This window comes from Aureimonas psammosilenae (assembly GCF_009176975.1).
GTDB lineage: Bacteria > Pseudomonadota > Alphaproteobacteria > Rhizobiales > Rhizobiaceae > Plantimonas > Plantimonas psammosilenae.
Window position 1 is genome coordinate 123550 of sequence record NZ_WEZG01000014.1, and the last position, 13219, is coordinate 136768.

A 13219-nucleotide genomic window follows, 5' to 3' on the forward strand; every position below is an offset into this window, starting at 1 on the left:
CGATCAGCAACGACCGCCCGCAAACGATTTCGTCATTTCGCCGGGTATGGGCCCGGACATTCCACCTTCAGTTCCCGATCTTCGGTCTGTTCCGCGCCTGCGTTTCCCGCAGCGTCGAGTCGGCATAGGTGCCGCGAAGCGCTTCCGCTCCGCCTTCCTCCAAGAGGTCCAGAACCAGAGCGCTGTGGATGAAGGCGAGGTGGCTGAAGGCCTGCGGGAAGTTGCCGAGGAAATGGCCTTCCTCCGCGACCTCCTCGGCATAAAGGCCGACATCGTTGCCGAGCGAGCGCAGCGCCGCGAAACGCGACTGCGCTTCTTCCGCCCGGCCGAGCCACGCAAGAGCGTCCACCAGCCAGAAGGCGCAGATCAGGAAGGTGCCTTCGTGTCCGGGCAGCCCGTCGTCGTTGAGATAGCGATACACGAGATGACCGCGCGACAGGCGCTCGATGATGACATCGACGGTTCGCCCGAAAACCGCCTCGTCCACTGGAAAGCCCACCATCGGCGCGATCAGAAGCGCGGCGTCGACATCTTCGCTGCCGAGGAATTGCGGATAATAGCCGTCCGGGTGGACGGCTTCTCCGTTGACGAAGGCGACGATCCGGTCGCGCTCCCGGCACCAGTCCTCCCGCTCGCCGAAGAGCCTGACGGCGCGGTCGAGAGCGACCCAGTTCATGATCGCGGCATGGAGATAGCGCTCTTCCGGCTTGCGCGGCTCCCAAAGGCCGGCATCCTCGTCGTGCCAATGGGCGGCCGAAATATCGGCGAGGCGGATCGCGTGGCCGTGCAACTCCTCGTCGATCGTGCCGCCGAGCCGATCGTAGAGGTAAAGGAGATCCAGCACCTGCCCATAGGCGTCGCTTTGATGCTGTTCGGCCGCCTCGTTGCCGTGGCGCACCGGGCGGCTGCCGCGCCAGCCCTCGAAATGGGAGATTTCGTGCTCCACGAGATCGGCCTCTCCCTCGATCGCGTAGAGCGGTTTCAACTGGCTTTCCTCGCGGGCGGTGAGCGCCGAAACGAAGCCGAAGAAGGCTTCCGCTTCCTGCACCATCCCGAACTTCTTCAGGACATAGAAGGAAAGGCGGGCGTCGCGAATCCAGCAGAAGCGGTAGTCCCAGTTGCGGATGCCGCCGATCTCCTCGGGCAGCGATGTGGTCGCAGCCGCCACGATCGCTCCCGACGGCGCGTAGACCAGCGCCTTGAGGGTGAGGGCGCTGCGAAGAAGCTCTTCCTGAAGCGGTCCGTCATAGGAGGCGGCATCCGACCATTGCGTCCAGCCGATGCGCGTTTCCTCCATCAGATCGCGCGCCGAGGGAAGGAATGCGGCTTCCCTGCCTTCCCGGTAAAGCGCGAAGGACCGCTCCTGCCCGGCTTCCAAGGGGAAACGGGCGACGGCGACGCCGTTCTCGATCCCGAACCGCACGCCTTCGCACCCCATGCAGGCGAGGCCGTCGCCCTCGACACGGGCTCCGTTCGTCCGAAGCTCACCGAAGCTTTCGGCAAATCCCGCCAGCGGCCGGAAGGAAACGCGCACCTCCACGCGGCCCGAAAGGCAGGCCACGATTCGCACCAGGGACGGCCGCGTCCCCTCCGCTTCGGGCGCGGGCATGAAGTCGTGGACCGACAAGGCGCCTTCCTTGGTCGAGAAGGTCGTTTCCAGGATCTTGGTGCGCGGCAGATAAAGGCGGCTCGTTTCGAAGCGGCCTTCGGGATGGATGGCGAACCAGCCGCCCCGCTCGCGGTCCAGAAGTCGCGAAAAAACGGGGTCGCCGTCGAAACGCTCGAGACAAGCCCAGTCGATCGACCCGTCGCGCGCCACGAGCGCGCAGCCATGGCAATTGCTGAGAAGGGCATAGTCTTCGATCGGCCGATAAGGGCGCATCTCGTCGGTGGACATCTCGATCCTTCTTTCGCGTTCCGGTTTGCCATCCCAACATGCATAGGCGGCAATGGTTTCCGCGCTTCCGACCGGTTCGGGGAAACGGGGCCTCGCGCGCGGTCCAGGTCGAGCCTTTCCCTCCAAGCTCAACGCCCGATAAAGGCGGATGCAAACGCCCCCAAGCGCCTTCGCGATGGAGGTCGAACCTTCGCCGGCGGCATGGGGGCGGATGTGTTTCTTCCGGCGCATTGGCGACCGGGGGCGAGAGGATCGACCTCAATCAGTCGCCGAAGCGGACACTGAGCCTTCGGTGATCTTATCGGAAGGATGTCAACAGCGCCGTCATCCGCACGACGCTGGAACAGGCGCTGCGTGCCAGTGGCATCGACACGCTGCTCGTCCTGGGGCTCACAATGAATCATTGCGTTTGCCTGACGGTGCGCATGGCTGGCAATCGCACGCTGACGACTATCTCATCGAGAACGTGATGGCTGCCTCGGTGCGGAAGAGGTCGCTGACGTTCTCGGGATGTTACCGATTGAGGGACGCCCCGGTTGCAGGCAGGACAGCCGGGGCGATCTGGCCTTGGCTCGGCACGGGGGTCGTGGAGCCGGATGGGGACGAGGCTGGTTCCTGCCCGGTCAAGCGCTCGTCGATCGAGGCAGGGCCGGGAGCGTCGCCCTTTGCGTCACGGCTCGGATTGGGGATGTTCGGCGCTCTCGTGCCCGCTTTATCACCCGAAGGGAGTGGGTCACGCGATGCAGGCGCGGCATCAGCAGTCCTCACCGGGTCCGAGCCGACCGGCTGAGGGGTAACGCGACCATCCGCAGATGCGATGCGCCAGACCGTATTGCCTGCATCGTCGGCGACGAGCAATGCGCCGGTACCGTCGATGCCGACACCGACGGGCCGTCCATGGGCTTGGTCGCCATCGATGAAGCCGGTGACGAAGTCCTGCGCCTTGCCGGATGGTTTCCCATCTCGGAAAGGCACGAAGACGACCTTGTAGCCGTTGAAGGCGTCCCGGTTCCAACTGCCGTGCTCACCGACGAAGGCACCGTCCGCGTAAGGCGTCGGCAACGCGGAACCTTGGCTGAAGGTGAGACCGAGCGCCGCGACATGGCTGGACAGGGCATAGTCCGGCGCGATGGCACGTTCCACCATGTCCGGCTTCGAAGGATGGACGCGCACATCGACATGGTTGCCGTAATAGCTCCAGGGCCAGCCGTAGAAGCCGCCGTCCTTCACGGAGGTCATGTAGTCCGGCACGAGGTTGGGGCCGAGCTCGTCGCGCTCGTTGACGACAGCCCAGAGCGTGTCCGTGCCAGGCTGGAACGTCAGACCGTTGGGATTGCGCAATCCCGAGGCGAAGACGCGGGCCGCGCCCGTTTGCCGGTCGATCTGCCAGATCGCCGCCCGACCTTTCTCAGCTTCCAGGCCGTTTTCAACGATGTTGGAGTTCGAGCCGACCGACGCGTAGATAAAACGGCCATCGGGACTGAGCGCCAGATCCTTGGTCCAGTGATGGTCGATCGGGCCACCGGGAAGCGGCGTCACGACCCGGGGCGGAGCCGTGATCGCAGTTTCCCCTAGCCGGTAAGGGTAGGCCAGAACCCCGTCGGTCGTTGCGACATAGAGTGTGTCGTCCACCCAAGCGAGACCGAAGGGTGATGAAAGTCTGGTGAGAATATCGTGGCGTTCGTCAACCTGCCCGTCGCGATTGGTGTCGCGCAGGAGCGTGATGAGATTGCTTTCCTTTTGCGGTTCGCCACCGCCCCCGTGGGCGATCGACATGATCCATCCGCGAATGAAGTCTTTCGGCCGGGAAACCGGCTCCCCGGCAGGTCCGCGCGACTGCACGACGAGAACGTCGCCGTTGGGCAGGGTGTAGACCGTTCGCGGATTGGCGAGATCCTTCGCATAGGCCGCGACCGTCAGTCCATCCGGCACGGTCGGCTTGGCATCGCCATTCCAGCCCACGACCTCCGCGACCTTCAGATCAGGCAAAAGCGATTGTTCGGGCTCGGGCAGCACCGGATCGGGACCGATCTGCTGGGCGGCGTCGAAAGGTTCGGATCCGCTGCAACCGCCGAGCATCGCCACCAACGCGCAGGAGCCAGCGAAGATCAGTCTGGAAGAGATCTGAGATTCAGACATCGCGGCGAACATTCCCGGAAGAGATCGTCGCATAACCGGTCCACGCGACGACGATGAGAAGGACCACCGTCACGGCGGAAAGAACGAGACCGTAGGGAACGACGGCCGTCCATCCATCGCCGGCATGAACGAGGCTGTTCAGAAGAGCGAGGCCGAGGATGAGGAGCGAACCGATCCCGTGCAACCAGGCAGCGCTCGGATCGACGACGCGATGACGTCGCCGGCGGAAGTGGTCGAAGACACCGGAAACGAGCGCAAGCGCCCCGAACATGAGGCCGGCGAACAGAAGCCATGCCGAAAAGTTCTGCCACATCAGGTTCGCGGTCTGCCAAAAGGCGAGGTCCGTCAACAGCGCCAAGGTGAAGCAGACGCCGGGGAAGGACGCGAGCGTGGCGTGAACGGGATGTGTTTCGACTGGAACGATGGCCGCCGGATGTTTCGAAGTCATCGGAAAGAATGGTCCGTCAGCATAACGATGGGTGACATCTCCCATACGGATGCACGGTCCCAGTCGTTCCGCGTCGCTTCGCTGACCAACTGATCATACTCTTTGGCATCTACCCGGAAACGCGTATCCGGTCCCGCCCGGCTAGGCTGTCCATTTCCTCCGCATACGGAAGCGGATCAGCCGCCAGTTCGCCGGGTGGCCTGTGCAGACGCTGCAAAGCTTGCCGATCTGCACGCAGGTCATGACGACGCACGCGAAAGCGCAATCAACGAGTTTCATCTGTGGCCGGAGGAGCCGCAGCATGCTCGCGTTGATAGCGCGTCGATGTTGCCGCGCAGCAGCTCCGGTGATTGCCGGGGCAGCGCTTGGGCGCCGCACTACGTTGAGATGTCGCTTTGTCGGACCCCTTGCAACCGGAACTGTTCTCAGTCCTTGGCGGACGGACGCGGCAGGAGGATCGTCAGGAGGCCGATCAGCGGCAGGTAGGAGCAAAGGCGGTAGACACCTTCGATCCCGATCGTGTCACCGAGACGGCCGAGAAGCGCGGCCGCGATGCCGCCGATCGCGAAGTTCAGGCCGTAGAACAGGCCGCCGATCAGTCCAACGCGTTCGGGCACGAGGTCCATGGCGTAGATCATGATCGAGGCGAAGGCGCTGGCCATGATCAGGTTGATGACGACCGTCAGGACCCCCGTCCAGAAGAAGTCGGCGTAAGGCAGGAGGAGCGTGAAGGGCAGCGGCCCCAGGATGGAGATCCAGATGATGCGGGTGCGGCCGATCCTGTCGCCGACCAGCCCTCCGATCAGCACGCCGATCGCGGAGGAGATGAAGATCACGAAGAGCATGAGCTGCGACGTCGAAACCGATACGCCGAAGCGTTCGATCAAGTAAAACGTGTAGAAAGATCGAAAGCTTTCGAGATAGGCCAGCTTCGAGGCCATCAGAACGGTCAGGACGAGGAGACCGAAAAGGACGGTGCGACGGGAGTGGACCGAGGTTTTGCCATCCTTGTTGGCGCTTGCCGCGATGGCGTTGAAGTGTTCGCGGATCGCCGTCTGCTGCCGGGCCGTCCATGTCAGGAGGACCATCGCCAGGATCACCAGCGCGGTGAAGATCGTCAGGCTCGCGCGCCCCTGCGGCACGATGATGAAGGCGGCGCAAAGAGGCCCGAGCGCGCCGCCGATCTGACCGCCCACCTGGAAGATGCCCTGCGCGAGGCCTTGGCGACCGCCGGAGGCGTAACGGGCAGCCCGTGTGGCTTCCGGATGGAAGATCGATGATCCGATGCCGACAAGTGTCACCGCGACGAGCACGAAAGCGTAACTCGAAGCATAGGCAAGACTGACCAGCCCTCCAAAGGTGAATACCATTCCCACGGCGGCCGAGTAGGGCAGAGGCCGTCGGTCGGTGAAGAAACCGATCGCAGGCTGAAACAGCGCACCGGCGATCTGGAACGTCAGCGTGATCATTCCGATCTTCGCCAGATCAAGCGAAAAGTCTTCTGCCAGTACCGGATACACCGCCGGGATCAGTGACTGGATGGCGTCGTTCAGAAGATGCGACAAACCCAGCGCGAACAGAACCGCCAGATAGACATTGGCAGTCGGACGCTCGTTCAGATCGGTTTGTGCGGGGATCGTGCTCATCGCTCGGGACGCGGAGCCTTTTGCATGAACGACCAGGAGAGGCGACCTTAGGGGAACGTCTCGTGGGCATCTAGTGCCTGCCGACGGACACCGAGACCAAGCGGCGGCATAAGCCGTGCCGCACTCTTCATCTGAGTCCGTCCTTCCGAAGGAATGTTCGATCCTCCTCATCCACCATTGCGGGAGGCTTGGGCTTCAGTCAGATGGCGGGGCGCCAAGCCGCCGGACGCCGATATGGTATCCAATCGAAACGGCGGAGAGCACGGCTGCTTCGGCGATGGACGTTGGAAGCGCCGAGGAAACCGATGGGGGGATGAATGATCTGGCGGCTCGGGTGGCTCGCGCTCATGACGATCTTCGCCGCACAGACGGCGCGAGCCGAGCCGTGCGCGCGCGACAGCTACGAGGGCGCGGAATACATCATCTGCTCCGTCGACCCGGCCGCGTCCGATCTGCGCCTGTTCTGGCAGGACAGCCAGGGCACACCCTTCCGCAGCTTCGACAATCTGGTCCGATCGGTCGAGGAAGGGTCCAGAAGGCTGACCTTCGCAATCAACGCCGGCATGTATCGCACCGACTTCTCGCCCGTCGGCCTTTACGTCGAGAACGGTCGGGAACTGCGGCCACCCGATAAAACGACAATCGACCGCCCTCCGCGCGAAGTGCCGAATTTCTACAAGAAGCCCAACGGCGTCTTCTTTCTTCTTGAAAAGAGGGCTGGCATCCTGACCACCGACGAGTTCCTGAAAGGACGACCGGACGCGCGCTTCGCGACCCAGTCCGGCCCGATGCTCGTCATCCGCGGTGCGTTGCATTCGGCCTTTATACCGTACTCCACCGACCGAACCCGGCGGAGCGGCGTGGGCGTCTGCGAAGGTGGCCAAGTTCGCTTCGCGATCAGCGAGGGCGGTGTCAATTTCCACGAATTTGCGCGGCTCTTCCGAGACCGTCTCGCATGCCCGAACGCCCTGTTCCTCGACGGCGGCCACGGGGTTGGGCTCTACTCGCCTTCGTTGCAGCGAAACGATGCGTCATGGCATGGAGGATATGGCCCGATCCTGGGCGTCATCGAGTAGCACTTCGATAGGCTTCAAGGCGTCAACACGGGGCCGAAGGCGGACGGGCCGTTTCGGAAGCGGAGAGGCTGAAACCGACCCTCTTCTTTCGACACCGTCCGTATGCAAGACCCGGAGCCTGACGGACCAAAGATCCGTTCCCGGCTCCGGGCGATCGATGTCGAAGTCAGACAATCACTCGCGGTCCGCGCAATCTTCCAGAGCCGCCACGATCGGCTTGAAATCCTCGGCCTTCAACGAGGCTCCGCCGACCAGCGCGCCGTCCACATCCGGAATGGCGAAGATGGAACGGGCATTCCCCGGCTTCACGGAACCGCCGTAGAGCAGCCGGAAGGCGTGGCCGTCCTCGCCGAACCTCGCGACCAGCGTTTCGCGCAGGAAGCGATGCATCGCCGCGATCTGCTCCGCCGTCGGCGTGCGGCCGGTGCCGATCGCCCAGACCGGCTCATAGGCGATCACCACATCCGCCCCCGTCGCGCCATCCGGCACAGACCCGGCGAGTTGCCGGCCGACCACGTCCAGTTCGGACCCGGCATCGCGCTCGGCCTCCGTTTCGCCGACGCAGACGATGGCGACGAGCCCCGCTGCCAGCGCGGCATCCGCCTTGCGCCGGACGTCCTCGTCGCGCTCGGCGTGGTCGGCGCGGCGCTCCGAATGGCCGAGGATCACGAAGCCCGCGCCGGCCTCGGCCAGCATCGCGGCCGAGATGTCGCCGGTATGGGCGCCTGCCGCATCGGCATGGCAGTCCTGGCCGCCGACGAGAAGGGGGCTGCCCTCCGCGATCTCGGCCATGGCGGCGATCAGGGTCGCGGGGGGACAAAGAAGGATCTGGCAGCGCGGGGCCGGGTGGGCCGCGATCAGCGCCTTCGCTTCGGCAAAAGCGGCGCGCGTGCCGTTCATCTTCCAGTTGCCGGCGGCAAGCTTGCGACGCATGGCGATCACCAGCAGCAGAAGCCGCCATCGACCAGAAGGTCGACGCCGGTGACGAAGGAGGAGGCTTCGGACAGAAGAAAGATCGCCGGGCCGACCATCTCGTCGACGCTGGCCATTCGACCCATCGGCGTTTGTTCTTCGAAGAGCTTGGTTTGATGCACCATCTCGGGCCTCGTGTTCATCGGCGTCGCGGTATAGCCGGGGCTGATCGTATTGACCCGGATGCCGCGTGTCACCCACTCCATCGCCATGGACTTGGACATATGGATGACGCCGGCCTTGGAAGCGTTGTAGTGGCACTGCGACAGGCCGCGATTGACGATCACGCCGGACATCGAAGCGATGTTGACGATCGACCCGCGTCCGTGGCGCAGCATCGCGCGCGCCTCGGCCTGGGCGGACAGGAAGACGCCCTTCAGGTTGATGTCCATCATCGTCCCGAACTGGTCTTCCTCCATCTCCTCGGCCGGGTTGGCATTGGCGATGCCGGCGGCGTTGACGGCGAGGCGAAGGTCCCCAAGCTCGCTTTCGGTTCGCGCCACCGCGTCAGCCAGTTCCTCCGCTTTGGTCACGTCCGCGGCGAGCGAAATGCTCCGGCGGCCGAGGGCGGCGATGGCCTGCGCCGTCCGGGCGAGCCCGTCGTCGGAGCGGCGGTCGAGAAGGGCGACATCGGCGCCCGCCTCGGCGAGCCCGACGGCGATGCGCTGGCCGATACCGCTGCCCGCTCCGGTGACGAGGGCGACGTTGCCGGAAAGGTCGAAGAGTTTCATGGTCGTTCCGTTCAAATGAAAGGGCGGGCTGCCGGGGTCAGGTCGTGGCGCGTTCCATGATGGCGACATGGGTCGCCTCGCCGTGGTCCAGAATGCCGCGATTGCGTCCGCGCGACAGCACCATCACGCGATGGGAAAGGCCGATGACCTCTTCGAGATCCGAGGACACGACGATCACCGCCATGCCGGAGCGTGCCAGCGCGACGATCGCCTCGTAGATCTGCGCCCGCGCCCCGACATCGACGCCGCGGGTCGGCTCGTCCATGATGAAGAGCTTCGGGTTGCGCGCCAGCCACTTGGCGATCACGACCTTTTGCTGGTTGCCGCCGGACAAGCGTCCCGCGAGCTGTTCCGGCCGGCCCTTCACGCCCATGGAGGCGATGGCCTTTTCGGCGAAGGCGCGCTTGTCGTTTGGGCGCACCCAGCCGCTGCCGCCGATGAGGTCGAAATTCCCGACGGCGACGTTGTTCTCGATCGTCTGTTTCAGAAGCAATCCTTGGGCCTTACGGTCCTCGGGCACGAGCACGATGCCCGCATCCATGGCGTCGCGCGGCTGGGTCAGCCGTAGCGTCCGGCCTTCCAGCCGGACCTCGCCGCCGACAACGGCATCGACGCCCGCGATGGCGCGTACCAGTTCGGTGCGTCCGGCCCCGACGATGCCGGCGATGCCGAGGATCTCGCCGGCCTTCACCTCGAAGGAGATGTCGTGGAAGGCGCCGGCCGCCGAGGTCAGGTTCGAGACGCCGAGCACCTCGCGGGCCTGCGGCTGCGGCAGTTCGGGGAAAAGGCGGTCGACGCTGCGGCCGACCATCTCCTCGACGAGCTGGCGCACCGGGACAGTGGAGGTTTCATGGACGGCGATCAGCCGCCCGTCGCGCAGGACGGCCACGCGGTCGGCGATGCGCGCGATCTCCTCCAGGCGGTGCGAAATGTAGATGGAGGCGACGCCCTCGCTCTTCAGGCGGTGGATCTGCTCGAAAAGGCGGTCGGTCTCGTCGCCGCCGAGCGCCGCCGTCGGTTCGTCGAAGATCAGGAGGCGCGCTTCGAGGGTGAGCGCCTTGGCGATCTCCACCTGCTGCTGGGCGGCGACCTTCAGCGTCCCGACCTTGGTGGTCGCGGGCACGTCGAGCCCGAGGCGTCGAAGCTGGATTTCGGCGCGTCGGTTCATTTCGGCGCGGTCGAGGCGGCCGTTCCGCATCAGGAGGCGGCCGACAAAGACGTTCTCGGCGATCGACAACTCCGGCAGGAGGCGCATTTCCTGATGGATCAGGCCGATGCCGTGCGACAGCGCCTCGGCGGGCGAGCGGGGCGCGTAGGGCGCGCCATCCCATGTCAGCTCGCCGGCGCTCGGGTGCACCACGCCCGCGATGATCGAGGAAAGGGTGGACTTGCCGGCGCCGTTCTCGCCGAGAACGGCGACGCATTCGCCCGAACGGATGTCGAGGTCGATGCTTTCCAGAACGCGGACGGGGCCATAGGACTTGGCGATCCCCCGGATCGTCAGGCCGCCCGGTGCGACGGTCGCAGCCGGCGACGTGATTCTGGCGAGTGCGGACATCGGCTCAGCCCTCCCGGCTGCGTTGTGGTTGGTGAAGCCGCGGGAACGGCCCGAAGGCGGGGAGGGCGCCGTTTCTGGCGCCCTCCGGTCGTCGATCAGGGATGCTGCGCGATGAACGGGGCGACATTGTCCTTGGTGGTCAGCGTCGCCGGCTGAAGCTGGACCGCCGGCACCGTTTCCTTGGCGGCGAGCTTCAGGGCGGAATCCAGCGCGAGGCGGCCCATGAGCTGGGTCTGCTGCGTCATAGTGGCGGTCAGCGTGCCGGACTGCACGGCCTCAAGACCCGCGACGTCGCCGTCGAAGCCGACCACGATCACGTCGGAGAGGTTGCCGACCTTGGCAGCCTGCGCCGCGCCGAGCGCGAGCGCGTCGGCCTGGCCCCAGAATATGTTGATCTCGGGATCGCGCTGGATCATCGCCTGGGCGATGTTGAAGCCCTCGTCCTGCGCCCACTGGTTGCTCGCCTGCTTGGCGGCTTCCTGGATGCCGGGGCAGTTCTTCATGGCCTTCGCGAAGCCCGCGTCGCGGTCGATCTGCGGGGTCGTGCCGATCTGGCCCTGGATCTCGGCGAGCTTGCCGTTGCCGCCCGATTGCTTGCAGACGAAGTTGCCGAGTTCCTCGGCGGCCGCGACGCTGTCGGTGGCGATAAACGTGTCGGCGGGCGCATCCGGCGGATTGCGGTCGACGGCGACCACCGGGATACCGGACTTCTTGGCGGCCTGAACGGGCACGCTGGCGGCCGTCGCGCCGGCCGGGATGTAGATGATCGCGTCGACGTTCCGGGTGATGAGATCCTGGATCTGGCTGACCTGCGTGGCGGAATCGCCGCCGGCGTCGACCGTCACCACCGTGATGCCCTTGGCCGCGCCTTCCTTCTCCACCGACTGCTTGATCTGATTGAAGAAGTCCGCCTGGAGATTGGCGACGGCGAGGCCGACGGTCTTCTTTCCGTCCTGCGCGAGAGCCGGCGAGGCGACGAGGGCGGCCGACAGGGCGAGGCCCGCCGTCAGGGTCTTCAGGGTGTTCAAGAGCATATGGTCCTCCCGTTGCTCAGGTTGAAATCCGGTGGGCGAGGGGCGTGCGGCCTACTTGCCGCGCTCGCGCCCCAGGGTGTCGAAGGCGACGGCGAGCGCGATCACGAGGCCGATCACCACCATCTGGAAGAAGGGCGACACGCCGAGGAGATTGAGGCCGTTGCGCAGGACGCCGATGATGAGGACGCCGATCAGCGTGCCCGCGATCGAGCCGACGCCGCCGACGAGGCTCGCGCCGCCGATCACCACCGCCGCGATCGTGTCGAGTTCAATGCCGAGACCGGCGCTCGGCTGCGAGGAGTTGAGGCGGGCCGCCAGCACCACGGCGGCGACGCCGGCCAAAGCCCCCGCCACCGCGTAGGTGACGATCGTGTAGCGCCGGACGTCGATGCCGGCGAGGCGGGCGACTTCCGGGTTGCCGCCGATGGCGAAGAGATTGCGGCCCGTCGCGCGGTAGCGCAGGAAGATGCCCGCCGCGATCATCAGAAGAATGAAGGTCGTCACCGTCACCGAGAAGAAGCCGAGATGGCGGATCGTGGCGAGATCGGTGAACCAGTCGGGATAGCCGACGATCTGCCGGCCGTCGGTGAGGATGTTGGACAAGCCGCGCGCCACCGACATCATGGCGAGCGTCGCGATAAAGGCGGGCAGGCGGGCATAGGTGATGAGTATACCGGAAACCGTGCCGCAGGCGGCGCCCGTGACGATGCCGAGCACCATGGCAAGCGGCAGCGGCAGGCCGGCATTCTTGGCGAGCCAGCCCATCATCATCATGGAAAGGGCGAGCACCGAGCCGACGGACAGGTCGATGCCGCCGATGATGATCACCATCGTCATGCCGATGGCGAGGATGCCGAGCACCGTCACCTGATCGAGGATGTTCAGCCCGTTGCGGACCGACAGGAAGTAGTCGGACGTCAGCGCGAAGCCGACGCAAAGAAGAACGAGGCCGATCAGCGGACCGGCGATGCCGCCGAGCTCGATCCTGGGGAGGTGTCGGGAGGGACCCGGTTTCCCCGATGCCGTTTGAGTGCTCATGTCTCGTCCTCCCCGAATTTTCCGTCAACCGTTCGCGCCGAGACTTCGCGTCTCCGCACTTTCCGGGGTGGCGGACCGCGACCGAGCGACCGCCGCGCGCCAGCCTTCCCGGACGGAAGCGCGCTTCTGCGACCCGAGGCCGGGTTCGAACCTGTCGTGCCGGCGCGGCAGGGCTTCCAGGTCCGCAAGGCTCCAGAGCCCGGCGGACAGGCCGGCCAGATGCGCCGCGCCGATCGCGGACAGGCCGGCGACGGGCGCCCGCAAAACGGTGAGGTCGGCGAAGTCCGCCTGCATCCGCATGAGGTCGTCGTTGCCCGACGGACCGCCGTCGGCGAACAGCGTCTCGATGCGCCGGCCGGTGGTGCGTTCCACGGATGCGACGACATCGGCGACCTGATGGGCGATGGATTCGAGCCCGGCCCTGACGATCGCGCCGCGCGACGTGCCGAGTTTGAAGCCGGACAGGATCGCCGTCGCGCCGTCATCCCAATAAGGCGCGCCGAGCCCGTTGAAGGCGGGCACGAGATGGATGTTCGCGGCTTCCGCTGTCATCGCTTCGACTGCCAGTTCGGCGACCGGCCGGTCGAAGATCGAGGCAAGCCAGCGCAGCGTCGAGCCGGCGGAACGGATATTGCCTTCGGCGGCGAAGGCCGGGCGTTTCGCCTCGATCTGCCAGCCGA

Annotated in this window: 11 protein-coding genes and 1 pseudogene; 2 read left to right on the forward strand and 10 right to left on the reverse strand. The window is 65.5% G+C overall.

The genetic code is table 11. The features are described 5' to 3' along the window. Window positions 1-67: 67 nt before the first annotated feature. Entirely contained in the window at window positions 68-1897 is a 1830-nt protein-coding gene (locus F9929_RS20440) for a glycoside hydrolase family 15 protein (protein WP_152048396.1), read from the reverse strand. A 317-nt stretch (window positions 1898-2214) separates the two neighbouring features. Here F9929_RS20440 and F9929_RS20445 point away from each other — a divergent pair. Then, window positions 2215-2367, forward strand: a pseudogene (locus F9929_RS20445) (isochorismatase family protein); the annotation flags it as partial. A 43-nt stretch (window positions 2368-2410) separates the two neighbouring features. Here F9929_RS20445 and F9929_RS20450 read toward each other — a convergent pair. The 3 genes from F9929_RS20450 to F9929_RS20460 form a co-directional block, all read right to left on the reverse strand. Then, complete coding sequence (locus F9929_RS20450; RefSeq protein WP_152048397.1) at window positions 2411-4036, reverse strand: PQQ-dependent sugar dehydrogenase; 1626 nt, start codon at window positions 4034-4036, stop codon at window positions 2411-2413. Then, window positions 4029-4484: a DUF2231 domain-containing protein gene (locus tag F9929_RS20455; protein WP_152048398.1), complete on the reverse strand. Its 456-nt coding sequence runs from the start codon at window positions 4482-4484 to the stop codon at window positions 4029-4031. The genes F9929_RS20450 and F9929_RS20455 overlap by 8 nt, the downstream gene beginning before the upstream one ends. Before the next feature lie 425 nt (window positions 4485-4909). Further along, complete coding sequence (locus F9929_RS20460) at window positions 4910-6130, reverse strand: MFS transporter (protein ID WP_152048399.1); 1221 nt, start codon at window positions 6128-6130, stop codon at window positions 4910-4912. A 317-nt stretch (window positions 6131-6447) separates the two neighbouring features. On the opposite strand from F9929_RS20460, the gene F9929_RS20465 reads away from it, so the two are divergent. Further along, window positions 6448-7206 (forward strand): phosphodiester glycosidase family protein, encoded by a 759-nt coding sequence (locus F9929_RS20465; RefSeq protein WP_152048400.1) that lies wholly within the window; start codon window positions 6448-6450, stop codon window positions 7204-7206. Between the two features lie 174 nt (window positions 7207-7380). On the opposite strand, the gene tpiA is transcribed toward F9929_RS20465, so the two are convergent. The 6 genes from tpiA to F9929_RS20495 all read right to left on the reverse strand — a co-directional run. Continuing rightward, a complete protein-coding gene (gene tpiA, locus F9929_RS20470; protein ID WP_152048401.1) occupies window positions 7381-8139 on the reverse strand; it encodes a triose-phosphate isomerase in 759 nt (252 codons plus the stop codon). A 5-nt stretch (window positions 8140-8144) separates the two neighbouring features. Next, the gene (locus tag F9929_RS20475) at window positions 8145-8909 is read right to left on the reverse strand and encodes an SDR family oxidoreductase (protein ID WP_152048402.1); all 765 of its coding nucleotides are present in this window, start codon (window positions 8907-8909) and stop codon (window positions 8145-8147) included. Between the two features lie 37 nt (window positions 8910-8946). Next, entirely contained in the window at window positions 8947-10467 is a 1521-nt protein-coding gene (locus tag F9929_RS20480; RefSeq protein WP_152048403.1) for a sugar ABC transporter ATP-binding protein, read from the reverse strand. 95 nt (window positions 10468-10562) lie between these two features. Continuing rightward, window positions 10563-11495, reverse strand: a complete 933-nt coding sequence (locus tag F9929_RS20485) for a substrate-binding domain-containing protein (protein WP_407922261.1) — start codon at window positions 11493-11495, stop codon at window positions 10563-10565. Between the two features lie 57 nt (window positions 11496-11552). Further along, window positions 11553-12539 carry an ABC transporter permease gene (locus F9929_RS20490; protein WP_152048405.1) on the reverse strand — a complete coding sequence of 329 codons (987 nt, stop codon included), beginning with the start codon at window positions 12537-12539 and terminating at the stop codon, window positions 11553-11555. A gap of 24 nt (window positions 12540-12563) precedes the next feature. After that, on the reverse strand, window positions 12564-13219 hold a 656-nt coding region (locus F9929_RS20495), incomplete at its 5' end, for an FGGY-family carbohydrate kinase (protein ID WP_268915682.1).